The following is a 25,857-nucleotide window of genomic DNA, read 5'->3' as shown; positions in this document are numbered from 1 at the left end:
CCGGAAGTGCCTTTCTGACCTGGACTGATTAGTGCGTAGAGAACACCAATCTTCCCAGTTCAAAGGGCACTTTCCTCATTCCGACACCCTGCGACCAGCCGATACATCGGTGGATCGAGGCTAAGGCCGAATGGACTACGAAGATGGTTCAATTCAGGCATGAGTTCGTGGGCCAATCGTGGCAGTCGGGATCTCCACCTGGACCTGCGCGAGGCCCTGGTCCCCGGAGCCCGAGGCGCCAGGGATGCGCTCACCACCGCCCTGCGCGACGCGGCCCGCTCGGGCCGATTGGCACCGGCCACGAGGCTGCCGCCGTCGCGGGCTTTGGCCGCCGACCTGGGCCTGTCGCGCAACACCGTCGCCGAGGCCTACGCCGACCTGGTCGCCGAGGGGTGGCTGGCCTCACGCCAGGGGGCGGGGACGTGGGTCATCGACCACCCCCACACCCACACCCACACCCCCGCGGCGCCGCCGACCCGGCCCCGCGGCGCACCGGTGGCCCCGACGCACAACCTGATGCCCGGTTCGCCTGACGTCGCGCAGTTTCCCCGCAGCCAGTGGCTGGCCAGCACGCGCCGGGCGCTGACCGCCGCCCCGTCCGAGGCCCTACGCATGGGAGACCCGCGCGGCAGGCCCGAATTACGTTCGGCGCTGGCCGAATACCTCACCCGTGCCCGCGGGGTGCGCACCACCGCGGAGTCCATCGTGATCTGCGCGGGCGTCCGCCACGGTGTGGAACTGCTGGTCCGCGTGCTGGGCGGCCCGCTCGCGGTCGAGGGCTACGGCCTGCACCTGTTCCGGGACGCCATCGAGGCCGCCGGCGCCGCCACGGTCCCCATCGGCGTCGACGAAAAGGGCGCTGTTGTGGGGGAACTCGACACTCTCAGGGTCCCCGCGGTGCTGCTGACCCCCGCCCACCACAATCCGCTGGGAATGTCGCTGCACGCCACCCGGCGCACCTCCGTCGTCGAATGGGCACAGCGCACAGGGGGATTCGTCCTCGACGACGACTACGACGGCGAGTTCCGCTACGACCGGCAGCCCGTCGGAGCGCTGCAGGCGTTGCGCCCCGACCGGGTGGCTTACCTCGGGTCGACGAGCAAAAGCCTGTCCCAGGCCCTGCGGCTGGGATGGATGGCGTTGCCCGACGGACTCGTCGACGCCACGGTGGCCGCCGGGGGCGGCCAGCAGTTCTACGTCGACGCGATCAACCAGCTGACCCTCGCCGACTTCATCGCGCGGGGCTGCTACGACCGGCACATCCGGCGCATGCGGATGCGCTACCGGCGCCGCCGTGACGCGCTGGTCTCGGCTCTGGCACCGTTGCACGTCGAGGTCGGCGGACTGGCCGCCGGAGTGAATCTGCTCGTGACGCTGCCCGACGGCGCCGAGCCGGAAGTTCTCCGCCGCGCCGGTGATGCGGGTATCGCGGTGTCGGGGCTGTCGCTCATGCGCCATCCGCTGGCCGGGCCCGGGTTGCGGGAACGCGACGGGTTGGTCGTCGGCTTCGCCGCCCCGGCCGACCATGCGTTTCCGGCGGCGGTCGAGGCGCTGTGCGAGGTGCTGCGCGCCGCCGGGCTGTAGCCCGCACGCGCCGAGATTGCGCGCAGCGCGGAAACTCCGGGAGAACGGCCGCGTGGAATGCGAGTTCGCCGGGTGGTCGTAAGCTGCCCGGGTGGCCGAGCCCCCGATGTCACCTCAGCTGAGCCTGAAGACGCAGATCTGGCGATTTCTCGTGACCGGCGGGTTGTCGGCGGTCGTGGACTTCGGCCTGTACGTGGCGCTGCTGGCCGCCGGGCTGCACGTGAACATCGCCAAGACCCTCAGTTTCATCGCAGGCACCACCACCGCGTACCTGATCAACCGGCGCTGGACGTTCCAGGCGCCGCCCAGCAAGGCTCGGTTCATCGCGGTGTGCGTGCTCTACGCCCTCACCTACGCCGTGCAGGTCGGCATCAACTACGTCTTCTACATGGAGTTCGAGGATCAGCCCTGGCGGGTTCCGGTCGCGTTCGTCATCGCCCAGGGCACGGCGACGGTGATCAACTTCATCGTGCAGCGCGCCGTGATCTTCCGGTTGGCAGGGGCCTAGCGACCGGGGAAACCCTCGCGCTGCGCGGACCATCGCGGCCGTCGCGGTACCCTCTGTGACGATGTTGAGCACGGAGTTTCCGACCACCGCCAAGCGGTTGACCGGCTGGGGCCGCACCGCCCCGTCGGTGGCCCAGGTGCTGTCGACACCGGATCCCGAGGTGATCGCCAAGGCCGTCGCGCGCGCCGCCGAGCACCCCGGCAGGGGCGTGCTGGCCCGCGGGCTGGGCCGGTCCTACGGCGACAACGCCCAGAACGGCGGCGGGCTCGTCATCGACATGAACGCGCTCAACCGGATCCACTCCATGGATGCCGACAGCCACCTCGTCGACGTGGACGCCGGGGTGAACCTCGACCAGTTGATGCGCGCCGCGCTGCCGCTCGGGCTGTGGGTGCCGGTGCTGCCCGGCACCCGGCAGGTCACCGTCGGCGGCGCCATCGCCTGCGACATCCACGGCAAGAACCACCACAGCGCCGGCAGCTTCGGCAACCACGTGCGCTCGATGGACCTGCTGACCGCCGACGGTCAGGTCCGCACCGTGACCCCGGACGGGCCGCACGCCGATGTGTTCTGGGCCACGGTCGGCGGCAACGGGCTGACCGGAATCATCCTGCGCGCCACCATCGCGATGACGCCCACCGAGACGGCCTACTTCATCGCCGACGGCGACGTCACCCACAGCCTCGACGAGACCATCGCGTTCCACAGCGACGGCACCGAGGCCAACTACACCTACTCCAGCGCATGGTTCGACGCGATCAGCCCGCCGCCGAAGCTGGGCCGCGCCGCGATCTCGCGCGGATCCCTGGCCACCCTCGACCAGCTGCCGAAAAAACTGCAGAAGAACCCGCTGAAGTTCGATGCGCCGCAACTGCTGACGCTTCCCGACCTGTTTCCCAACGGGCTGGCCAACAAGTACACGTTCGTGCCGATCGGTGAACTCTGGTACCGCAAGTCGGGCACCTACCGGGGCAAGGTGCAGAACCTGACGCAGTTCTACCACCCGCTCGACATGTTCGGAGAGTGGAACCGGGCTTACGGCCCTTCGGGTTTCGCGCAGTACCAGTTCGTGGTACCCACCGACGCCGTCGAGGAGTTCAAGGCGATCCTGGTAGACATCCAGCGCTCCGGGTTCCACTCGTTCCTCAACGTGTTCAAGCTCTTCGGCCCGGGAAACCAAGCGCCGCTGAGTTTCCCGATTCCCGGCTGGAACGTGTGCGTCGACTTCCCGATCACCGCCGGCCTCAACGAGTTCCTCAACGGGCTCGACCGGCGGGTGCTCGAGTTCGGCGGCCGGCTCTATACCGCCAAGGACTCTCGCACCACCGCCGAGATTTTCCACGCCATGTATCCCCGCATCGACGAGTGGATCGCCTTGCGCCGCAAGGTCGATCCCGACGGGGTGTTCGCCTCCGACATGGCCCGACGACTGGAGCTCCTCTAGATGGTTTTCGATGCGACCGGCAACCCGCAGACGATCCTGCTTCTGGGTGGCACGTCCGAGATCGCCCTGGCGATCGGCGAGCGGTATCTGCGCAACGCCCCGGCGCGGGTGATCCTGGCCGACCTGCCCGGCCACCCGCGCAGGGACGTCGCCATCGCAGCGCTGCGGGCCGCGGGTGCCAGGGCCGTCGACTGGATCGACTTCGACGCGCTGGACACCGACAGCCACCCCGCGGTGATCGACGCCGCCTTCGCCGACGGTGATGTCGATGTCGCCGTCGTCGCGTTCGGCCTGCTCGGTGACGCCGAGGAGCTCTGGCAGAACCAGCGCAAGGCCGTGCAGATCGCCGGGATCAACTACACCGCCGCGGTATCGGTCGGGGTGCTGCTCGGCGAGAAGATGCGCGCACAGGGGTCCGGACGCATCATCGCGATGAGCTCGGCGGCCGGGGAACGCGTCCGCCGCTCCAACTTCGTGTACGGCTCCACCAAGGCCGGCCTGGACGGGTTCTACCTCGGTCTCGGAGAGGCGTTGCGCGAGTACGGAGTCCGCGTCCTGGTGATCCGGCCTGGGCAGGTGCGCACGACGACGACGATCGAGCACTGGAAGGCCACCGGCGCCAAGGAGGCCCCCTTCACCGTCGACAAGGAGGACGTGGCCGAGCTGGCGGTCACGGCGTCGAACAGGGGCAAGGATCTGATCTGGGCGCCCGGGGTGTTCCGCTACGTGATGATGGTGCTGCGCCACATCCCGCGCCCGGTCTTCCGCAAGCTTCCCCTCTGATCCGGTGGCCAGGAGCGAAGCGACCCCGGATACGAACGCAGGTGTCCTCTCGGCCGCGCCGATGAGAACGGCCGCCCAGATGGTGATCGCCACCGGCGTCGCCGTCGTGGTCGCGGTCGTCAGTCTGGTCGCCATCGCGCGTGTCGAATGGCCCGCCTACAACTCGTCGAACCAGCTGCACGCGCTCACCACCGTCGGGCAGGTCGGCTGCCTGGTCGGCCTGTTCGCCGCCGGGCTGCTGTGGCGCCGCGGCCGGCACACCGTGGCCCGGCTCGCCGCGGTGGTGTTCCTAGCCGCGTTCTCGGTGGTGACCTTGGCCATGCCACTGGGCGCCACCAGGCTGTACCTGTTCGGCATCAGCGTCGACCAGCAGTTCCGCACCGAGTATCTGACCCGCTTCGCCGACCAGGCGGCACTGAACGACATGACCTACATCGGGCTGCCGCCGTTTTACCCGCCCGGCTGGTTCTGGCTCGGCGGCCGGCTGGCGGCGCTGACCGGGACGCCGGCGTGGGAGATGTTCAAACCTTGGTCGATCATCTCGATCACCGTCGCGATCGTGCTCGCGCTGGTGCTGTGGGCGGCGATGGTGCGGTTCGAGTACGCGCTCGTCGTCTCCACCGCGACGGCCGCGGCGGCACTGGCCTATTCACCGGCCGAGCCCTACGCCGCGATCGTCGCTGTTCTGCTGCCACCGGTGTTCGTGCTGGCCTGGTCCGGCCTGAGAGGCCGGACACGCAACGGGGGTTGGGCCGCCGTCGTCGGAACCGGAATCTTCCTGGGCGTGACCGGGCTGTTCTACACGCTGCTGCTGGCCTACGCGGCGTTCACGCTGACGGTGATGGCGGTGCTGTTGGCCGTCACTCGCCGGCACTGGGATCCGCTGCTACGACTGCTCGTGATCGCGGTGATCTCCGGTCTGATCGCGCTCATCGGCTGGGGCCCCTACCTTCTGGCGGCCGCCCGCGGCACCCCGGCCGAGACCGGCACCGCGCAGCACTACCTGCCCAAGGACGGCGCCGAGCTGTCCTTCCCGATGCTGCAGTTCACCCTGCTGGGTGCGCTGTGCCTGCTCGGCACGGTGTGGCTGGTGATCCGCGCGCGGACCTCGACTCGGGGAGGTGCGCTGGCCATCGCCGTGCTGACCGTCTACGCCTGGTCTCTGCTGTCGATGCTGACCACCCTGCTGGGCACCACGCTGCTGTCGTTCCGGCTGCAGCCGGCACTGACGATCCTGCTGGCCGCCGCCGGGGCGTTCGGGTTCCTGGAGATGACCCGCGCCGCGGCGGCCCGAGTCCGGCCGGGCAACGCGCCCAGGGTGGTGGCCGTCGCCACCGCCGTCGGCGCCCTCGGCGCGGTGACGTTCAGCCAGGACATCCCCGACGTGCTGCGCCCTGACATCGTCGTCGCCTACACCGACACCGACGGCTACGGCGAGCGTGCCGATCGCCGTCCGCCCGGCGCCGAGCAGTACTACCGGGAGGTCGACGCCCGCATCCTGGAGGTGACCGGCAGGCCCCGCAACGAGACCGTGGTGCTGACCGCCGACTACAGCTTCCTGTCCTACTACCCCTACTACGGCTTCCAGGCGTTGACGTCGCACTACGCCAACCCGCTGGCGCAGTTCGACCAGCGCGCCGGCGCGATCGAGGGCTGGAGAATGCTGACCGACGCCGACCAGTTCGTCGACGCGCTCGACAGCATGCCGTGGGAACCGCCGTCGGTGTTTCTGATGCGCCGCGGCGCCAACGACACCTACACGCTGCGGCTGGCCGAGGACGTCTACCCCAACCAGCCGAACGTGCGGCGCTATCACGTCGCCCTCGACGACGCGCTGTTCGACGATCCGCGCTTCGACGTGTCCACCGTCGGGCCGTTTGTGCTGGCCATCCGCAAGCCCTCTACGATCTAGCCCCGTGGTGCCACAGCCAGTTCGGTCGGCAGAGCCGACGCAGCAGGCGCCGGTACGTAACCACCGCACCGCGCGCCTCGTTGCGATCGTGGCGGGCCTGCTGGGCACGCTGCTCGCCGTCGTCACCCCGCTGCTTCCGGTCAACCAGACCATCGCGCAGCTCAACTGGCCGCAGAACGGCGTGGTGCAGAGCGTCAACGCCCCGCTGATCGGCTACGTCGCCACCGACTTGGAGATCACCGTCCCGTGCAGCGCCGCGGCGGGGCTGGACCGACCCGGCCGCAACGTGCTGCTGTCCACGGTTCCCAAGCAGGCGCCCAACGCCGTTGACCGCGGTCTGCTCATCGAGCGCGTCAACAACGACCTCCTCGTCATCGTCCGCAACACGCCCGTGGTCAGCGCGCCGTTGGACCAGGTGCTCAGCCCAGACTGTCAGGAGCTGCGTTTCACCGCGCACGCCGACAAGGTCACCGGGGAGTTCGTAGGCCTGCAGGCCGAACCCGACCCGGCCGCCCCGGCCGAGCCCGCCCAACCACTGCGCGGCGAGCGCGGCGGCTATGACTTCCGTCCGCAGATCGTCGGCGTGTTCACCGACCTGTCCGGTCCCGCCCCGCCCGGCCTGCAGTTCTCCGCGACCGTCGACACCCGCTACAGCACCTCACCGACGCTGCTGAAGCTGCTCGCGATGATCATCGGGGTGGCGATGACCGTGGTGTCCCTGGGCGCGTTGCACGTGCTCGACAGCGCCGACGGCCGCAGGCACAAGCGGTTCCTGCCGCCGCGCTGGTGGTCGATGTCCCCGCTGGACGGGTTGGTCGCGGCCGTGTTGGTGTGGTGGCATTTCGTCGGCGCCAACACCGCCGACGACGGCTACATCCTGACGATGGCCCGCGTCTCAGAGGACGCCGGCTACATGGCCAACTACTACCGGTGGTTCGGCACCCCCGAGGCGCCGTTCGGCTGGTACTACGACCTGCTCGCGCTGTGGGCGCATGTGTCCACCGCCAGCGTGTGGATGCGGTTGCCGACCCTGCTGATCGCGCTGGCGTGCTGGTGGGTGATCAGCCGTGAGGTCATCCCCCGACTCGGTTCGGCGGCCAAGCACAGCCGCGCCGCCGCGTGGACGGCCGCAGGCCTGTTCCTGGCGTTCTGGCTGCCGCTGAACAACGGCCTGCGCCCGGAGCCGATCATCGCGCTCGGGATTCTGCTGACCTGGTGCTCGGTCGAGCGGGGCGTGGCGACCAGCCGACTGCTGCCGGTGGCCGTCGCGATCATCATCGGCGCGCTGACCCTGTTCTCCGGCCCCACCGGCATCGCCGCGGTCGGCGCGCTTCTGGTCGCCATCGGTCCGCTGAAAACCATTGTGGCCGCGCATGTCTCGCGCTTCGGCTACTGGGCGCTGCTGGCCCCGATCGCGGCGGCCGGCTCGGTCACGATCTTCTTGATCTTCCGTGACCAGACCCTGGCCTCCGAACTTCAGGCCAGCAGCTTCAAGTCGGCTGTCGGCCCGAGCCTGGCCTGGTTCGACGAGCACATCCGCTACTCGCGGTTGTTCACCACCAGCCCCGACGGCTCGGTGGCGCGCCGCTTCGCGGTGCTCACGCTGCTGCTGGCGCTGGTGGTCGCCGTCGCGATGACGTTGCGCAAGGGCCGGATCCCGGGCACCGCGGCCGGGCCGAGCCGTCGCATCATCGGCATCACCGTGATCTCGTTCCTGGCCATGATGTTCACTCCCACCAAGTGGACCCACCACTTCGGGGTGTTCGCCGGGCTGGCCGGTTCGCTCGGAGCGCTGGCCGCGGTGGCGATCTCGGCCGCCGCGATGCGCTCGCCGCGCAACCGCGCGATCTTCACCGCCGCGGTGCTGTTCCTGACCGCACTGTCGTTCGCGACCGTCAACGGCTGGTGGTACGTCTCCAACTTCGGGGTGCCCTGGTCGAATGCGTTCCCGGAGTGGAAGTTCGGCTTCACCACGATTCTGCTGGGGCTGTCCGTGCTGGCACTGCTGGTCGCTGCCTGGCTGCACTTCTCGGGTCGCGACGTGCCACCTTCCGGCGCAACCCCGCCGCGCTGGAAGCGAATCGCCCAGGCGCCGTTGGCGATCGCCACCTGGGCGCTGGTCACCTTCGAGGTGATCTCTCTGACGGTGGCGATGCTGGGCCAGTACCCGGCGTGGACCGTGGGCCGATCCAACCTGCAGGCGCTGACAGGCAAGACCTGCGGCATGGCCGAGGACGTCCTGGTCGAAGAGGACGTCAACACCGGTTTGCTCGCGCCCATCGGCGTCCCGGTCGGCGACGCACTCGGCGAGGTGACCTCGGAGGGCTTCAGCCCCAACGGTGTTCCATCCGACCTGTCCGCCGACCCGGTCATGGAACAGCCCGGGGCGACCAACTTCGCCGACACCGACAACACCAGCGGCGACACCGGCAGCGAAGCCGGCACCGAGGGCGGCACCACCGCCGCCGCAGGCGTCAACGGCTCGCGCGCCCGGCTGCCGTTCGGTCTCGACCCCGCCCGCACCCCGGTGCTCGGCAGCTGGCGCAGCGGCACGCAGCAGCCCGCGTTCCTGCGCTCGGCCTGGTACCAGCTGCCGACCGGTTGGAGCGACCGGGACCGCTCCGACTCGCTGCTGGTGGTGGCCGCCGCGGGACGCTTTGACTCCGGCGAGGTCGTGGTGCAGTGGGCCGGCCCGGACGGCGAGCCCGGTGGCAGCATCGAGTTCGGCGACGTCGGGGCCGCCCCGGCTTGGCGCAACCTGCGCGCGCCACTGTCGGCGATCCCGGCCGAGGCCACCCAGATCCGGTTGGTGGCCAGTGACGACGACCTCAGCCCCGAGCACTGGATCGCGATCACCCCGCCGCGTATCCCCCAGCTGCGCACCCTGCAGGACGTGGTCGGCTCAAGCGACCCGGTGATGCTCGACTGGCTGGTGGGCCTGGCGTTCCCGTGCCAGCGCCCGTTCGGGCACCGCAACGGCGTCATCGAGGTCCCGAAGTGGCGGATCCTGCCCGACCGGTTCGGCGCCGAGGCCAACTCGCCGGTGATGGACTACCTCGGCGGTGGCCCGCTAGGCATCATCGAGCTGCTGGTGCGCCCGGTGACGGTCCCGACCTATCTGAAGTACGACTGGTTCCGCGACTGGGGCGCGCTGCAGCGACTGCTGCCTTTCTACCCGGACGCCGAGCCGGCCCGGCTTGACCTCGGGACAACCGAGCGCAGCGGGCTGTGGAGCCCGGCGCCGCTGCGTTTGAGCTGACGACTCGGCCGCCCCCCGGGCACGCCGACGTTCCGTGCACAAGAACTTCGCTACCATCGAGCCTCGTGCCTGCCCCGTCCGCCCGCGTCGTCGCCGTTCTTACGGGGCTTCTCGGAATGCTCCTGTGCGGGCTCACTCCGCTGCTGCCGGTGCAGCAGTCCACGGCGACGATCCTGTGGCCGCAGGCCGTCGACGCGGACGGCTTCGTCCGCGACGTCACCGCGCCCCTGGTGTCCGGCGCGCCGCGCGCACTGGAGGTCACCATCCCGTGCGCGGCGGTCGCGACCCTGCCCGAGGACGACGGCGTGGTGTTCTCCACGAACCCCGCCGGCGGCATCGACGCCGGCCGCAACGGGCTGTTCGTGCGCGCCAATCCCGACGTCGTCTACGTCGCCTTCCGCGACACCGTCGCCGCGGTCGCCCCGCGTGAGGCGGTGGACTCCGGCGCCTGCAGCGAGCTGCGCATCTGGGCGGACGTGGGTGCCGTCGGCGCCGATTTCGTCGGGATCCCGGGTGCGACGGGCACCCTGGCGCCGGACAAGCGACCCCAGGTCTCCGGCGTGTTCACCGACCTGGAAACGGGCCCGGATTCCGGCATCCGTGCCCGCATCGACGTCGACACCCGCTTCATCAGCACCCCGACGACTCTCAAGCTCGCCGTGATGGTGCTCGGGGTGCTGTGCGTGATCGCGTCGATCGTCGCGCTCGCGGTGCTGGACCGGACGTCGGGCCGGCGGATCCCGCGCGGGCTCGGCCGGCGCCGCCGCGCCGGGCTGTGGACCTGGCTCACCGACGCGGCCGTGATCGGCAGCCTGCTGATCTGGCACGTCGTGGGCGCACTGTCCTCCGATGACGGCTACAACACCACCATCGCCCGGGTGTCCGGGGAGGCCGGCTACATCACCAACTACTACCGGTACTTCGGCGCCTCGGAAGCCCCGTTCGACTGGTACCAGAGCGTGCTGGCCCAGCTGGCGTCGATCAGCACCGCCGGCGTGTGGTTACGGCTGCCGGCCACCGCCGCGGCGATCGGCACCTGGCTGATCGTCAGCCGCTGCGTGCTGCCGCGGCTCGGCCACCGGCTGGCCGCCAATCGGGTGGCGGTGCTCACCGCCGGCGCGGTGTTCCTGGCCGCGTGGCTGCCGTTCAACAACGGGTTGCGTCCCGAGCCGCTGATCGCGTTCGGCGTGGTCGCGATCTGGATGCTGACCGAGACGACGCTGGCGACGCGCCGGCTGTGGCCCTACGCGCTGGCGATCGTGGTCGCGGTGTTCTCGGTGACACTGGCCCCGCAAGGCCTGGTCGCGCTCGCGCCGCTGCTGGTCGGGGCCCGCGGGGTCACGCGCATCGTCGCCGCCCGACGCCCGGTCGACGGTCTGGCGGCCCAGCTGGCGCCGCTGGCCGGCGCTGCCTCGCTGATCTTCGTCGTCGTGTTCCGGGATCAGACCCTGGCCACCGTCGCCGAATCGGTGCGCATCAAGTACGTCGTCGGTCCCACACTGCCCTGGTACCAGGAGTTTCTGCGCTACTACTTCCTCACCGTCGAGGAAAGCGTCGACGGGTCGCTGACGCGCCGCTTCTCGGTACTGATCCTGCTGCTGTGCGTGGTCGGCCTGTTCGTGGTGCTGCTGCGGCGCGGCAGCCTGCCCGGCGCGGTCAACGCCCCGGTGTGGCGGCTGACCGGCACCACCGCGATCGGCCTGCTGCTGCTGACGCTGACGCCGACGAAGTGGGCGGTGCAGTTCGGTGTGTTCGCCGGTCTGGCCGGCGCGCTCGGCGCGGTCACCGCGTTCGCGTTGGCCCGGGTCGGCCTGCACAGCCGCCGCAATCTGGCGCTGTACGTGACCGCGCTGCTGTTCGTGCTGGCATGGGCGACCTCCGGGATCAACGGCTGGTTCTATGTCGGCAACTACGGGGTGCCGTGGTTCGACAAGCAGCCGGTGATCGTCGGCTACCCGGTGACGACGATCTTTCTGGTGCTGGCCATCGCCGGCGGACTGCTGGCGGCCTGGCTGCACTTCCGGATCGACTACGCCGGGCACACCCAGGTCGCCGACACCGGCCGCAACCGGGCGCTGGCGTCGTCGCCGCTGCTGGTGGTCGCGGTGATCATGGTGATCCTCGAATTGGGCTCGATGGTCAAGGCCACCGTGGGCCGCTATCCCGTCTACACCACCGGAGCGGCCAACATCTCGGCGTTGCGGTCGGGCCTGAGCGACGCCTCCTGCGCCATGGCCGACGACGTCCTGGTCGAGGCCGACACGAACGCGGGCATGCTCGAGCCGGTGCCGGGCCAGCGGTTCGGCGAGTACGGCCCGCTCGGCGGCGAGGACCCGGTGGCCTTCACCCCCAACGGCGTCAGCGACACTCTCGAGCCGGCCGAACCTGTCGCGGCCAACCCCGGCACGGTCAACTCGGACGGTCCCGTCGACAAACCCAACATCGGGGTGGGCTACGCGGCCGGCACCGGAGGCGGCTACGGGCCCGAGGGCGTCAACGGATCCCGGGTGTTCCTGCCGTTCGGGCTCGACCCGGCCACCACCCCGGTCATGGGCAGTTTCGCCGAGCCCGGCTCAGATCAGGCCGGGGTGGCGGCGAAGGCCACCTCGGCGTGGTACCAGCTGCCGCCCCGTACGCCGGACCGGCCGCTGGTGAGCGTCGCCGCGGCGGGCGCGATCTGGTACTACAACGAGGACGGCTCGTTCAACTACGGGCAGTCGCTGAAGCTCCAGTGGGGCGTGCACCGGCCCGACGGCTCCTACCAGGAGCTCGGCGAGGTGCAGCCGATCGACATCTTCGTCCAGAAGGCGTGGCGCAACCTGCGGTTCCCGCTGGAGTGGGCGCCGCCGGAGGCCAACGTGGCCCGCATCGTCGCCGACGACCCGAACCTGTCCGAGGACCAGTGGTTCGCGTTCACCCCGCCGCGGGTGCCGGTGCTGCAGACCGCGCAGGAGTTCCTGGGCCGCGACACCCCGGTGCTGATGGACATCGCCACCGCAGCGCACTTCCCGTGCCAGCGGCCGTTCGCCGAACGCCTCGGGGTCGCCGAACTGCCCGAGTACCGGATCATGCCCAACTTCAAGCAGATCATCGTGTCGTCCAACCAGTGGCAGGCCGCGCAGGACGGCGGTCCGTTCCTGTTCATCCAGGCGCTGCTGCGCACCGAAGCCATTCCGACCTACCTGCGTGGGGACTGGTATCGGGACTGGGGTTCGCTGGAGCGCTACCTGCGGGTGGTGCCGTCCGACGAGGCGCCCGACGCCGTGATCGAGGAGGGGTCGACGCGAGTGTTCGGCTGGAACCGTGGCGGACCGATCAGGGCGCTCCCGTGAGAGAGCCTGCGAACGAACCGACGATGAAGAACGATGTGAGGATCGCCCGCTGGGTCGCGACGATCGCCGGGCTGCTCGGCTTCGTGCTGGCCGTCTCGATCCCGCTGCTGCCGGTCACCCAGACCACCGCGACGCTGAACTGGCCACAGCAGGGGCAGCTCAGTAACGTCACCGCGCCGCTGATCTCGCAGGCGCCGGTCAGCCTGACCGCGACCGTGCCGTGCGACGTCATCCGCGACATGCCCGCCGACGGCGGTCTGGTGTTCGGCACCGCGCCCGCCGAGGGCCGCGACGCGGCGCTGAACGCGATGCTGGTCAGCGTCAGTGAGTCGCGGGTCGACGTGATCGTGCGCAACGTCGTGGTCGCCAGCGTGGACCGGGACCGGGTGACGGGATCGCCGGGCTGCTCGACGATCGAGATCACCTCGAACCTGGACGGCACCTACGCCGACTTCGTCGGGCTGACCCAGGTCTCCGGTGCCGACGCGGGCCAACCCCAGCGCACCGGCTACCCCGACCCCAACCTGCGTCCGGCGATCGTGGGCGTGTTCACCGACCTGACCGGTCCGGCGCCGCCGGGCCTGTCAGTCTCGGCCACCATCGACACCCGGTTCACCACGGAGCCGACCCCCGTGAAGCTCGCCGCGATCGTGCTGGCCATCGCCTGCACCGTGCTCGCGCTGCTGGCACTGTGGCGGCTGGACCGGCTCGACGGGCGCCGCATGCACCGCCTCATCCCGACGCGCTGGCGCACCGTCACCGCCGTGGACGGCGTCGTCGTCGGCGGCTTCGCGATCTGGTACGTGATCGGCGCGAACTCGTCGGACGACGGCTACATCCTGCAGATGGCCCGCGTCGCCGAACACGCCGGCTACATGTCGAACTACTTCCGCTGGTTCGGCAGCCCGGAGGACCCGTTCGGCTGGTACTACAACCTGCTGGCGTTGATGACGCAGGTGAGCACCGCCAGCATCTGGATTCGGCTGCCGGACCTGATCTGCGCGCTGGTGTGCTGGCTGCTGCTGTCGCGTGAGGTGCTGCCGCGCCTGGGGCCGGCGGTGTCGAGCAGCCGGGCCGCGCTGTGGGCCGCCGGGCTGGTGCTGATGGCGGCCTGGATGCCGTTCAACAACGGCCTGCGCCCCGAGGGGCAGATCGCCACCGGCGCGCTGATCACCTATGTGCTGATCGAACGTGCCGTGACGTCAGGCCGGCTCACCCCGGCCGCGCTGGCCATCACCTCCGCCGCGTTCACCCTCGGCATCCAGCCCACCGGGCTGATCGCGGTGGCCGCGCTGGTCGCCGGCGGGCGCCCGATCCTGCGCATCCTGATGCGGCGCCGCCAGAGCGTCGGGCTGTGGCCGCTGCTGGCGCCGCTGCTGGCGGCCGGCACGGTGGTGCTGGCGGTGGTGTTCGCCGACCAGACACTGGCGACGGTGCTGGAAGCCACCAAGATCCGCACCGCGATCGGGCCGAGCCAGGAGTGGTACACCGAGAACCTGCGCTACTACTACCTGATCCTGCCGACCGTCGACGGCGCGATCGCGCGCCGGGTGGCCTTCCTGTTCACCGCACTGTGCCTGTTCACGTCCCTGTTCATCATGTTGCGCCGCAAGCGGGTTCCCGGTGTCGCGCGCGGACCGGCCTGGCGGTTGATGGGCGTCATCTTCGCCACCATCTTCTTCCTGATGTTCACCCCCACCAAGTGGATCCACCACTTCGGGTTGTTCGCCGCGGTGGGGGGCGCGATGGCCGCGCTGGCGACAGTGCTGGTGTCGCCGGTGGTACTGCGCTCGGCGCGCAACCGGATGGCGTTCCTGGCCGGTGTGCTGTTCATCCTGGCGCTGTGCTTCGCGTCCACCAACGGCTGGTGGTATGTGTCGAATTTCGGTGTGCCGTACAATACTTCGGTGCCGCAGCTGGGCGGGGTGACGGCCAGCACAGTGTTCTTCGTGCTGTTCGGCGTCGCGGCGCTGTGGGCGTTCTGGCTGCACGTCGGCAACAGGCAGGAGTCGCGGGTGATCGACGCGCTCACCGCGGCGCCGATCCCGATCGCCGCCGGCTTCATGGTGGTGTTCATGGTGGCCTCGCTGGCGACCGGCGTGGTACGGCAGTACCCGACCTATTCCAACGGCTGGGCCAACATCCGCGCGTTCGCCGGGGGTTGCGGACTGGCCGACGACGTGCTGGTCGAGCCGGACTCCAACGACGGCTTCCTGCAACCGATCCCGGGCCGATACGGCCCGCTGGGCCCGCTCGGCGGCACCGACCCGGCAGGCTTCTCCCCCAACGGTGTCCCGGACCGGATCATCGCCGAGGCGATCCGGCTGAACAACCCGCAGCCGGGCACCGACTACGACTGGAACCGGCCCATCGAGCTGTCCCGGCCCGGTGTCAACGGCTCCAGGGTGCCGCTGCCGTACGGTCTGGACCCGGCACGGGTTCCGGTCGCCGGCACGTATTCGACCGGGCCGCAACAGGAAAGCCGCCTCGCGTCGGCGTGGTATGCGCTTCCGCCGGCCGACGACGCGCACCCGCTGGTGGTGATCACCGCCGCCGGAACGATCTCGGGCACCAGCGTCGCGAACGCGTTCACCTCCGGTCAGACCGTCGACCTGGAATACGCCACCGCCGGGCCCGACGGGGTACCGGTGCCTGCCGGACGGGTCAGCCCGTACGACATCGGTCCGACCCCGTCGTGGCGCAATCTGCGCTACCCGCGGGCCCAGATCCCGGCCGACGCCGTCGCGGTCCGGGTCGTCGCCGAGGATCTGTCGCTGGGCCAGGGCGACTGGGTGGCGGTGACACCGCCGCGGGTGCCCGAGGTCCGCTCGGTGCAGGAGTACATCGGTTCCGAGCAACCGGTGCTGATGGACTGGGCGGTCGGGCTGGCGTTCCCGTGCCAGCAGCCGATGCTGCACGCCAACGGCGTCACCGAGATCCCCAAGTTCCGCATCTCGCCGGACTACTCCGCGAAGCTGCAGAGCACCGACACCTGGCAGGACGGCATCAACGGCGGTCTGCTCGGCATCACCGACCTGTTGCTGCGCGCGTCGGTGATGTCGACGTACCTGTCGAACGACTGGGGCCAGGACTGGGGTTCGCTGCGCCGGTTCGACACCATCGTCGACGCCGAGCCCGCCGCGATCGACCTGGGATCGTCCACGCACTCCGGATTGTGGTCGCCGGGACCGATGCGCTTCCAACCCTGACCTCGCCGAAATCGCATTCCACGCGGCGAAAGTCGCGAGAAGTCAACGTGGAATGCGATTTCGGCGGGGACGGTCAGCTGTCGTTGGCAGTCGGGTCGCTGTTCTCCTGCAGAATGTCGTCGTGGCAGTCCACCTGACTCTTGCCGGTCTGCTGCATGCACACCAGCACCGGGGTGTCTGGATTCGACTCTCCCGGACCGGCCACCGACGTCGCTGTGGGATGCGGGATCTCACCGGGATACAGCGACCAGAGCGGTGCCCCCGATGACGCCAGCCGGGCACAGTAGGCCGGCTCGCCGCCCTCGGTGACACCGGCGGCGCCGAGCGTCGCGCAGTCCGCCCCTACCACGATCACCGGCAGCGTGACACCCGACGGGGCGCTCCGCGGCGCGCCGGCCGACGTCGTGGGCCCGGCCTCGCCGCGGCCTTCCTGTCGCTCGTACTGGGCCAGGAACACCACCGCGGCAACCGCGAGCAGCACGAGCAGCAGCCCCGCACCGGCCAGCAGGTATCGCCGCCGTGAGTTCGGCGCCGCGCCGGGTCTGGCGTGGCGCGGTCCGGCCGTGGCCGCGGCGAGCATCGTCGCGTCCGGGTCGAGCGCCACCCCCGGGGCGCCCGCCGCGCTGCGGCCGGCCAGCGCGCGGGCGAAGTCCACGCAGCGATCGAACCGGTCTGCCGGCGACTTGGCCAGCGCCTTGTCGAAAGCCGTTCCGAGGGATGACAATTCGGGACGGTGCACCGAGATCGGCGGAGGCTGCGCGGTCAGGTGCGCGCTGATGACGACCGCGGGGTTGGTGTGCCGGAACGGCGGCGTCCCGGTCAGCAGTTGATATGCGGTGGCCGCCAGCGCGTACTGGTCGGCGCGGCCGTCGATGCCGGTGTCGGCGGTCAGCTGCTCGGGCGCCGAATAGGCCACCGTGCCGACGGTCATGTTCGTTCCGGTGAGGTTGCTGGCCTCACCGACGCGGCGCGCGATCCCGAAATCGGCGAGCATGATGCGTTCCCGCTCCGTCTCCGGGTCGGCGATCAGGATGTTGGCCGGTTTCACGTCACGGTGCAGCAGGCCGCGCTGGTGCGCGTAGTCGAGCGCCTCCCCGACCGCGGTGACGATCCGGATGACCAGATCGGGTGGCATCCCATCGGGATAGCGGTCGGCCAGCAGGGCGGCGGCGTCAGTCCCCTCCACGTGGTCCATCGAGATCCACAGCCGGCCGTCGAAGTCGCCGCGGTCGTGTACGGCCACGATATGCGGATGCCACAGCGTGGCCGCGATGTCGGCCTCGCGGTCAAACCGCTGCCGGTACTCGTCGTCGGTGCTCACCGATGCCGACAGCACCTTCAGCGCGTCGTGGCGCGGCAACCGCCGATGCCTGGCCAGATAAACCTCACCCATGCCGCCCGAACCCAACAGCCGCACGATCGTGTACCCCGAGATCAACTCGCCGTCGCTCAGCGGCATGCGCGGAATCCTATGTCCAATCGTGTGGCGGCGTCAGGAACGGTCACGGAAACGGGATCGGCGGCCGCGCATCCGGTCCACGAACCCGGCCAGCGTGTCGGGGTCGACGGTGGGGAGCGCGGTGGACTCCCGGATGATGGCCCGCAGGTCCACACCGTCGATGACCTTGTCGGCCAGCGCCACCACGTCGATCCGCGCGATGACCGCGTCGACGGTCTCGGCGGTGATCCGCTCCCGCACCATCTCGTCGAGGTCGAGTTCGTCGACCACCGCGGCGACGACCACCGACAGCACCGCGTGCGCCTCCTGCCGGCCCCGGGTGAACAGACCGCCCACCAGAGGCAACGCCTCACACGTCCGATACGCGGAGATCAGCAGGGATGGTGGCGCTGCAGTGTCGTCGTCCATGATCTCAGCGGGGGGCGCCGAGGTAGGGGAACTCCGGGAGCAGCTCGGTCGGCGCGCTCAGGCCGGTGAAGCCCTTCTGCCCGTTGGTCAGAAATCTCGACCGGTAGTCGGCGACGTCGTCGGTGAGCCTGCGCCCGTTCGGGTACCCGGGCGGGTCCGACGGCTTGTAGGTCAGCACGTCGGGCAGCGTCCCCTCGGCCTCGATCGCGCTGATCGCGTCGTCACGGCTGTAGCCGCCGGTGTCGGCCATCAACTCGATCAGATGGCCCATCCAGCGCGCCCGGTCCTGGTTCGGCTCTCCCGCGCTGTACTCGGCGAGCTCGTCGTCGGCGGCGAAGAAGCCGCTCACCCACGGATGCGCGACCCGGTCGGCGTGCACCCAGCCGTCGTCCCCCAGCACGCTGCAGCGGGCCCAGATCCGCACATCGGGTTCGGCACCCAGATAGGCCGTCGGCAGTTCCACCGCCATCACGATCACATTGGTGTCGGCGAACCACGCGTCGCCGCGGACACCCGCGAAGAACGAGTAGGACCCCGACTGCCACATGTGTGGGGTCTCGTCGAACGACACCTCCACGTCGCCGAAGATCCGCGACCCGGCCGCCGCGTCCACTCGGGCGTCCGCCTGCAACGCCAGATACACGTCCACCCACTGACGTTGACCGGACGGGCCCGCGGAAGGCTCGCTGAAGACGAAGTTGAACGCGATGTCGTTGCGCAGATCGCCGTCGTTGTCGATGGCGATGCGGTAGACGGCGCCGGGATGCATCGTGTCCGCGTCCGGGTTCGCGGTCAGGATCAGCGCGGTGCGCGAAGGATCCTTCGGCGACGGAAACACGAACAGATCGCACAGGTCCAGCCGGGCATCGCCGAGCGGCGCGCCCCTCCTGAGCCCGGTGAAGTCAGTCGACACGGCAATACTCCTCGCGCAAGCGCTCGTCGGTGGCTCCATCCAACAGCACCCGCCGGTCTAGATCGGCGTCAGGCCATGCTTGCGCTGCACACGGTTGATCTGCTTGTCACGCAGCAGATGCATGCACTTGCGCAGCAGCAGGCGGGTCTCGTGGGGCTCGATGACGCCGTCGATGAAGCCGCGCTCGGCCGCGATCCACGGCGTGGCCAGGCTGGTGTTGTAGCCCTCGATGAAATCGGCCCGGATCTTCTGCACCTCGGGTGCGGTCGGATCGGGGAATCGCTTGACCAGCAGCTGGGCCGCGCCCTCGGCGCCGATCACCGCGATGCGGGCGGTCGGCCAGGCGAAGTTGAAGTCCGAGGTCAGCTGCTTGGAGCCCATCACCGCGTACGCCCCGCCGTAGGACTTGCGGATCGTGATCGTGACCTTCGGGACATCGGCCTCCACCACCGCGTTCAGGAAGCGCCCGCCCCGCTTGATGATGCCGCCCTTCTCCTGCGCCACACCGGGCAGGAATCCTGGCGTGTCGACCACGAAGACCAGCGGGGTGTTGAACGAGTCGCAGAACCGCACGAACCGGGCCGCCTTGTCGGAGGCCTCGTTGTCGATGGCGCCCGACAGGTACATCGGCTGGTTGGCGATCACACCGACCGGGCGGCCGTCGACCCGCGCGAACGCGGTGATGATCGCCGGGCCCGCGTTCTCGCCCACCTGGAACACGTCGCCGTCGTCGAAGATCCGCAGCAGGATCTCCATCATGTCGTAGGCCTGGTTGTCGGCGTCCGGCACGATCGTGTCCAGCTCAAGGTCGTGCGGGGTGACCTCCGGTTCCAGACCGGGGTTGACGATCGGCGCGTCGTCGAACGTGTTGGCCGGAAGGAAGCTCAGGTAGTCGCGGACGTACTGGAACGCCGCGGCCTCCGATTCGACGACCTGGTGGATGTTGCCGTACCGGGCCTGGGCGTCGGCGCCGCCGAGCTCGTCGAGGGTGACGTCCTCACCGGTGACGTCCTTGATGACGTCGGGGCCGGTGACGAACATGTAGCCCTGGTCGCGGACCGCGACGATCAGATCGGTCTGGATCGGCGAGTACACCGCACCGCCGGCGCACTTGCCGAAGATCAGCGAGATCTCGGGCACCAGGCCGCGCAGCAGCTCGTGCCGGCGGCCCAGTTCGGCGTACCAGGCCAGCGACGTCGCGGTGTCCTGGATGCGGGCGCCGGCGGAGTCGTTGATGCCGATGATCGGGCAGCCGACCATGGCCACCCACTCCATCAGCCGGGCCACCTTGCGGCCGAACATCTCGCCGACCGAACCCTGGAACACCGTCTGGTCGTGGCTGAACACGCCGACCGGACGGCCGTTGATGGTGCCGTGGCCGGTGACCACGCCGTCGCCGTAGAGCGCGTCGGGGTCGCCGGGCGTCTTGGCCAGCGCGCCGATCTCCAGGAAACTGCCGGGGTCGAGCAGCGCGTGGATCCGGGCCCGGGCGCTGGGGATGCCCTTCTTCTCCCGTTTGGCGACGGCCTTCTCGCCACCGGGTTCCTTGGCCAGCTCCAGCTTCTCGCGGAGTTCGGCCAGGAGTTCGGCGGTGGTTTTCGGGTGGTGGGTGGGAGAAACCTCGGTGGTCACTTGCTCTCGCTCTCAGCCTGAATAGCGTTGATCGCTTCACTCATGTGCGCGCCGACCTTTGCAATGTACGGCTCGTCGATCGCCTGGATATGCTCGCCTCCGATCGGCACGACCTCCAGGTCGGCGACGAATTCACCCCAGCCGCCGTCGGGTTGGCGGACCGCGTAGCGCGGCTCGAACATGATCGCGTCGTCGTGGTAGCGGTCGGCCATGTACAAGGTGACGTGGCCGTCGTAGTTCTCGATCACCGCGGTGTCGAGCGCCCGGTTGTCCAGGTAGGACGTGCGCTGGTGCTCGATGATGCCGCCGGGGATGTCGACGCCGCTCTCCTTGACCGCGTCCAGGACGAACTTCACCTGGCCCTCGTCGTCGAGCTCCTCGAGCTGCTCGTAGGGGATGGCCGGGATCTCGACGTTGAAGGTGCGCTGCGCAAAAAGCGCGTAGCGGTCCCAGCGGGCCCGGATCTCCTCCTTGGTCTGCGGCACCTCCTCGCCGGCGCGCACCGTGTCGATCAGCCCGACGAACCTCACGTCGGCTCCCTGGCTCTTCAGCCCGACCGCGCATGCGTAGGCCAGCGCCCCACCCAGCGACCAGCCGGCCAGGATGTAGGGGCCGTTGCCCTGGATCTCCATCAGCTTCGGCACGTACTCGCGGGCCCGCTCCTCGATGGAGCCCTCGACCCGCTCGATGCCGTACACCGGGGTGTCGGCCGGCAGCCGCTTCATCAGTGGCTCGTAGACGACGGTCGAACCGCCCGCCGGGTGGAACACGAACACCGGGACCCGGGTGGACCCTTCCGGCCGTGCCCGCAGGGTGCGGACGAACCCGTCGAGTTCACCGGAGTCCATCTCGTCGCGCACCGCGGTGGAGAGGTCCTGGATGGTGCGGGCCGAGGTGACCTGCTCGACGGTGATCGTGCCCTCGGCGCGCTCGGAGAGCCGCTGGGCGATCTTCTCGGCGACGTCGTCGGCGATCGACGGCAGCTCGTTGAAGATGCCGCCCGGCGACTTGCCGGTGACGATCGCCCAGGTGGCGAACGTGACCCGCTCGGCGGCGTCACGCGGCGGCACGTCGGCGCCGAGCGCCTCGGTGACGGCTTCCTGGGTGAGGACCTTGGCGGCCAGGCCTGCGGCGGAAGGTTTGTCGCCGGTAGCCGTTTCGCCCACGGGTCCCGACGGGTCGCTCGGTGGAGCCGGGATGGACGGACCCGAGGGGTCGGTCGGCGGAGCCGGCACCTGGGCCTCGACGGCGTCGGTGGCGATCGCCGCGGCGTTCACCTCGGCCGCGATGGGATGGCCCGCCTCGGCCAGCTTGGCCTCGAGCTCGGCAACCGTGGTCGCCCCGCCCATCAACTCGGCCTGGGCCGCGGCGATCTCCTCGGCGCTCTGCCCCTTCTGCGTCTCGGCGAGCTCCTCGACCTGATCGCGGTTCTCGACCGCGTACGCGATCAGCTTCTCGACCGCGTACAGGTTGGCGTCGCGGACCGCGGTCAACTGAATCGGCGGCAGGTCGAAGTCGTACTCGACGCGGTTCTTGATGCGCACCGCCATCAGCGAATCCAGCCCGAGCTCGATCAGCGGCACCTCCCACGGCAGGTCCTCGGGCTCGTAGCCCATCGCCGCACCGACGATGGTGCCGAGCCGCTCGCCGATGGTCTCCCCGGAATCCGGCGACCACTTCGCGAAGCCGGCGGCCAGGCCGGCACCGGCGGTGAGGTTGTCCTGCAGGATGGCTGCATCATCCTCGGGCTCCGGCTCTGCCGGTGCGGCAGAGGCGATCTCGGCGACGGTGCCCGCGCCGACGGCCGTCGGCAGCGCGGTCTGGGCGCCGCCGCGGGTCACGATGGCGTCGTAGACGAGAGTGAAGGATTCTTCGATTCGGGCGTGTACCTGCACGCTGGCTCCGCCGGGATGCCGGGTCAGCGTGGTGACCAGCCGCGACCCCTCACCCGGGACCGCGCGCTGCTCGGAGGCGGTCAACTTGGCATCCGGAAGGACTACTGCCGCAGCGGCTTTCACCAACGCGGCCAGATCGGTCTGACCCTTCGGCAAGTACTCCCACACGTGCCTGCCGTCCGGGGTGGCGACGTGGTTGCCCGGCATCACGGCCGAGCTGTCACCGGTGAAGTGCGCCTCCAGCCAGTGCGGCTTGCGCTTGAACCGCGTCGGCGGGATGTCGGCGTAGTCGACCGCCGGATCCACCGGCCGATCCGTCGGCAGCGGGAACAGCGTGCGCATGTCCAGGTCGTGGCCGTGCACGTACAGGTGCGCCATGGCCGTGGTCATCGAGTCGACCTCGTCCTGCTTGCGCGCCAGCGTCGGGATCAGTTGGGCGTCATGCAGTCCGGCGGTGGCAGTGGTCAACCCGACCTGCATCAGCGCGACCGGGTTGGGAGCCAACTCCAGGAACGTGGTGTGACCGTTGTCAACGGCGTTGCGGATGCCGTGCGTGAAGTACACGCTGTGCCGCAGGCCCTTCTTCCAGTAATCCACATCGTGGATCGGGTCCGAGCCCGCGCGGATCAGGTTGCCCTCGTGCACCGTCGAGTAGTACGGCACCTGCACCGGATGCGCTTGAATGCCTTGCAGTTCCGCGGCGAGCTCACCGAGCAGCGGATCCATCTGCGAGGTGTGGCTGGCACCCTTGGTCTGGAACTTGCGTGCGAACTTGCCCTCGGATTCGGCGCGGGCGATGATCGCGTCGACCTGGTCGGGCGGGCCGCCGATCACCGTCTGGGTCGGTGCGGCGTACACGCAGACCTCGAGGTTCTTGAAGTCTGAAAAAACAGTCTCGATCTCCTCGGCCGAGTACTCCACCAGCGCCATCAGCCGGATGTACTCGCCGAACAGCATCGCCTCGCCCTCACCCATCAGGTGGGCGCGCGAGCAGATGGTGCGGGTCGCGTCCTCCAGCGACAGACCACCGGAGAAGTACGCCGCCGCTGCCTCGCCCAGCGACTGGCCGATCAGCGCGCCGGGTTTCGCGCCGTGCGCCTTGAGCAGCTCGCCGAGCGCGACCTGAATGCCGAAGATGACCAGCTGCACCTTCTCGATCGGGAGCTCGGTGGTCTCGTCGGTGTAATCGACCGCGTCGTCGAGGATGAGCTCGAGGATCGAGTGTCCGCGCTCGTCCTGGATCAGCGCGTCGACCTTGTTGATCCACTCGGCGAAGATCTCGTCGCGCAGGTACAGGCTCTTGGCCATCTTGCGATGCTGCGCACCGAAACCGGCGAGCACCCAGACCGGGCCGTTGGTGACCGGGCCGTCGGCGCTGATCACGATCGGGTTGGGCTTGCCCTCGGCGATCGAGCGCAGCCCCTTGACGGCCTCATCGTGGTCGTGGGCCAGCACCACCGCGCGGGACCGGCCGTGGTTGCGCCGCGACAGCGACCGGCCGATCGACTCCAGCGAAGCCGCGCGGCCCTCAGGACTGTCGATCCAGTCGGCGAGCTCGGCGGCGGTGGCCCGCTTGCGCGAGGTCAGGAATCCCGAGACGGCAATGGGCACAATCGGAGTCGTGGGGTTCTCGGCCTCGGCCGCGGCGAGTTCCTCGCGCGCGACCTCCAGCAGGCGCAGCGCCTCATCGGTCAGCCCCGGAAGCTCGGGCTCCTCATCGGCTACCCGGCCGTAGAACTCGTCGTCACCGCGGTCGTCGTCGTCTTCATCGAGGAATTCACCGTACTCGTCCATCCGGACCCCGCCGACGTACACGGCCTTCGCCTCGTCGGTGGCCGGGGTCACCACCGCGACATCGGGCTCCGGCGCGGGCTCCACCAGGTCGGTGGGCAGCACCTCGCGCACCACCAGGTGCGCGTTCGCGCCGCCGAATCCGAAGCCCGACACACCGGCGACGGCGTGGCCGCTGTAGCGGGGCCAGTCGGTGAGCGTGTCGGTGACCTTCAGATGTTCTTTGTCGAAGTCGATGTACGGGTTCGGGCCCGCGTAGTTGATCGACGGCGGGATCTTGTCGTGGTGCAGCGCCAGCGCGACCTTGGCCAGGCTGGCCGCACCGGCGGCGGACTCCAGGTGTCCCACATTGGATTTGACCGCACCGAGCAGTGCGGGCCGGTCGGCGGCGCGGCCACGACCGATCACCCGGCCCAGCGCGTCGGCCTCGATCGGGTCACCCAGGATGGTGCCCGTGCCATGGGCCTCGACGTAATCGACACTGCGCGGGTTGATGCCGGCGTCTTTGTAGGCCTTGCGCAGCACGGCTTCCTGGGCGTCCGGGTTGGGCGCCAGCAGACCGTTGGATCGGCCGTCGTGGTTGACCGCACCGCCGGCGATCACAGCCAGGATCTGGTCGCCGTCGCGGCGTGCGTCGGCGAGGCGCTTGAGCACCAGCATGCCGCCGCCCTCGGAACGGGCGTAACCGTCGGCGTCCTTGGAGAACGACTTGATGCGGCCGTCCGGGGCCAGAACGCCGCCGACTTCGTCGAAACCGACTGTGACGAGCGGGGTTACGAGCGCGTTGACGCCACCGGCGAGTACGACGTCGGCGTCACCGGCGCGCAGCGCCTTGACGCCCTCGTGCACCGCCACCAGGGACGACGAGCAGGCGGTGTCGATGGCCATCGACGGACCGCGGAAGTCGTAGAAGTACGACACCCGGTTGGCGATGATCGAGCTCGCGGTGCCGGTGATCGCGTACGGATGCGCGGTGGACGGGTCGGCGATACCGAGGAAGCTGTAGTCGTTGGTAGAGCTGCCGACGTAGACGCCGACATTCTGGCCGCGCAGGCTCGATGCCGGAATCCGGGCGTGCTCCAACGCTTCCCACGTCAGCTCCAGCGCCATGCGCTGCTGCGGGTCGATGTTGTCGGCTTCCATCTTCGACAGCGCGAAGAACTCGGCGTCGAAGCCCTTGATGTCCGACAGGTAGCCGCCGCGGGTGCGGGCCTTGGCGACGCGTTCGGCGATGCGCGGCTCGGACAGAAACTCCGACCAGCGGCCCTCGGGCAGGTCGGTGATCGCGTCCCGGCCCTCCAGCAGCGCGTCCCACATCTCGCCCGGGGTGTTCATGTCGCCCGGGAAGCGCGTTCCCACACCGACTATCGCGATATTGAGCCGGCCTTCGTCGCCGTCGCGCGACCAGTCCTCGGCGTCGAGCGCCTCGGTGTCCTCTTCCGGCTCACCCTCGATGATCACCGTCGCCAACGACTCGATGGTCGGATGCCGGAACGCCACCGTCGCGGTGAGCGTCACCCCGGTCAGATCCTCGATGTCGCTGGCCATTGCCACCGCGTCGCGCGACGACAGACCGAGCTCCACCAAAGGTGCGGATTCGTTGATCGAGTCCGGAGCCTGGCCGGTGGCGTTACCCACCCAGTTGCGCAGCCACTCACGCATCTCGGCGACCGTCATGTCCGGCCCGGACTTACCCGAATCTTCTTGTGCTTGCGCCATGTCTACTCA

The 25,857-nt window shown here is 69.6% G+C and carries 13 protein-coding genes; 8 read left to right on the top strand and 5 right to left on the bottom strand.

Features of this window, described 5'->3' with window-relative positions:
* Positions 1-159: 159 nt before the first annotated feature.
* The 8 genes from pdxR to ACTWP6_RS16305 all read left to right on the top strand — a co-directional run bounded on the left by pdxR (position 160) and on the right by ACTWP6_RS16305 (position 16,031).
* Positions 160-1,584, top strand: a complete 1,425-nt coding sequence (gene pdxR, locus ACTWP6_RS16340; protein WP_443188238.1) for a MocR-like pyridoxine biosynthesis transcription factor PdxR — start codon at positions 160-162, stop codon at positions 1,582-1,584.
* A 106-nt stretch (positions 1,585-1,690) separates the two neighbouring features.
* Entirely contained in the window at positions 1,691-2,092 is a 402-nt protein-coding gene (locus tag ACTWP6_RS16335; RefSeq protein WP_260757849.1) for a GtrA family protein, read from the top strand.
* 61 nt (positions 2,093-2,153) lie between these two features.
* Entirely contained in the window at positions 2,154-3,536 is a 1,383-nt protein-coding gene (locus ACTWP6_RS16330; protein ID WP_443188237.1) for an FAD-binding protein, read from the top strand.
* A complete protein-coding gene (locus ACTWP6_RS16325) occupies positions 3,537-4,319 on the top strand; it encodes a decaprenylphospho-beta-D-erythro-pentofuranosid-2-ulose 2-reductase (RefSeq protein WP_260755800.1) in 783 nt (260 codons plus the stop codon). It begins immediately after the preceding gene.
* Between the two features lie 61 nt (positions 4,320-4,380).
* Positions 4,381-6,231, top strand: coding sequence for a galactan 5-O-arabinofuranosyltransferase (locus ACTWP6_RS16320; RefSeq protein ID WP_443188236.1), 1,851 nt, complete (start codon positions 4,381-4,383; stop codon positions 6,229-6,231).
* 4 nt (positions 6,232-6,235) lie between these two features.
* Positions 6,236-9,490, top strand: coding sequence for an arabinosyltransferase domain-containing protein (locus ACTWP6_RS16315; protein WP_443188235.1), 3,255 nt, complete (start codon positions 6,236-6,238; stop codon positions 9,488-9,490).
* A gap of 116 nt (positions 9,491-9,606) precedes the next feature.
* Positions 9,607-12,822, top strand: coding sequence for an arabinosyltransferase domain-containing protein (locus ACTWP6_RS16310; protein ID WP_443188240.1), 3,216 nt, complete (start codon positions 9,607-9,609; stop codon positions 12,820-12,822).
* Between the two features lie 23 nt (positions 12,823-12,845).
* Positions 12,846-16,031, top strand: coding sequence for an arabinosyltransferase domain-containing protein (locus ACTWP6_RS16305; RefSeq protein ID WP_260755803.1), 3,186 nt, complete (start codon positions 12,846-12,848; stop codon positions 16,029-16,031).
* A gap of 73 nt (positions 16,032-16,104) precedes the next feature.
* Here ACTWP6_RS16305 and ACTWP6_RS16300 read toward each other — a convergent pair whose 3' ends face one another.
* The 5 genes from ACTWP6_RS16300 to pks13 are packed head-to-tail and all read right to left on the bottom strand — an operon-like array spanning position 16,105 to position 25,848.
* On the bottom strand, positions 16,105-17,490 hold the full coding sequence (locus tag ACTWP6_RS16300; protein WP_443188234.1) for a serine/threonine-protein kinase: 1,386 nt from the start codon (positions 17,488-17,490) through the stop codon (positions 16,105-16,107).
* A gap of 33 nt (positions 17,491-17,523) precedes the next feature.
* Entirely contained in the window at positions 17,524-17,898 is a 375-nt protein-coding gene (locus ACTWP6_RS16295; protein ID WP_260755805.1) for a hypothetical protein, read from the bottom strand.
* A gap of 4 nt (positions 17,899-17,902) precedes the next feature.
* On the bottom strand, positions 17,903-18,811 hold the full coding sequence (locus ACTWP6_RS16290; protein WP_443188233.1) for a DUF4331 family protein: 909 nt from the start codon (positions 18,809-18,811) through the stop codon (positions 17,903-17,905).
* Positions 18,812-18,868: 57 nt separating this feature from the next.
* The gene (locus tag ACTWP6_RS16285) at positions 18,869-20,443 is read right to left on the bottom strand and encodes an acyl-CoA carboxylase subunit beta (RefSeq protein WP_443188232.1); all 1,575 of its coding nucleotides are present in this window, start codon (positions 20,441-20,443) and stop codon (positions 18,869-18,871) included.
* Entirely contained in the window at positions 20,440-25,848 is a 5,409-nt protein-coding gene (pks13, locus tag ACTWP6_RS16280; RefSeq protein ID WP_443188231.1) for a polyketide synthase Pks13, read from the bottom strand. The genes ACTWP6_RS16285 and pks13 overlap by 4 nt, the downstream gene beginning before the upstream one ends.
* Positions 25,849-25,857: the final 9 nt, after the last annotated feature.

The sequence above is a fragment of the Mycobacterium sp. 4D054 genome (assembly GCF_052245755.1).
GTDB lineage: Bacteria > Actinomycetota > Actinomycetes > Mycobacteriales > Mycobacteriaceae > Mycobacterium.
The sequence above is the reverse complement of the archived record's forward strand: the minus strand, read 5'-3'. Positions and strand labels throughout refer to the sequence as shown.

What these genes read in the sequence shown, in the direction of transcription:
- pdxR (WP_443188238.1), top strand. Translation starts at nt 160, where the DNA reads ATGAGTTCGTGGGCCAATCGTGGCAGTCGGGATCTCCACCTGGACCTG.
- ACTWP6_RS16335 (WP_260757849.1), top strand. Translation starts at nt 1,691, where the DNA reads ATGTCACCTCAGCTGAGCCTGAAGACGCAGATCTGGCGATTTCTCGTG.
- ACTWP6_RS16330 (WP_443188237.1), top strand. Translation starts at nt 2,154, where the DNA reads ATGTTGAGCACGGAGTTTCCGACCACCGCCAAGCGGTTGACCGGCTGG.
- ACTWP6_RS16325 (WP_260755800.1), top strand. Translation starts at nt 3,537, where the DNA reads ATGGTTTTCGATGCGACCGGCAACCCGCAGACGATCCTGCTTCTGGGT.
- ACTWP6_RS16320 (WP_443188236.1), top strand. Translation starts at nt 4,381, where the DNA reads ATGAGAACGGCCGCCCAGATGGTGATCGCCACCGGCGTCGCCGTCGTG.
- ACTWP6_RS16310 (WP_443188240.1), top strand. Translation starts at nt 9,607, where the DNA reads ATGCTCCTGTGCGGGCTCACTCCGCTGCTGCCGGTGCAGCAGTCCACG.
- ACTWP6_RS16305 (WP_260755803.1), top strand. Translation starts at nt 12,846, where the DNA reads ATGAAGAACGATGTGAGGATCGCCCGCTGGGTCGCGACGATCGCCGGG.
- ACTWP6_RS16300 (WP_443188234.1), bottom strand. Translation starts at nt 17,490, where the DNA reads ATGCCGCTGAGCGACGGCGAGTTGATCTCGGGGTACACGATCGTGCGG.
- ACTWP6_RS16295 (WP_260755805.1), bottom strand. Translation starts at nt 17,898, where the DNA reads ATGGACGACGACACTGCAGCGCCACCATCCCTGCTGATCTCCGCGTAT.
- pks13 (WP_443188231.1), bottom strand. Translation starts at nt 25,848, where the DNA reads ATGGCGCAAGCACAAGAAGATTCGGGTAAGTCCGGGCCGGACATGACG.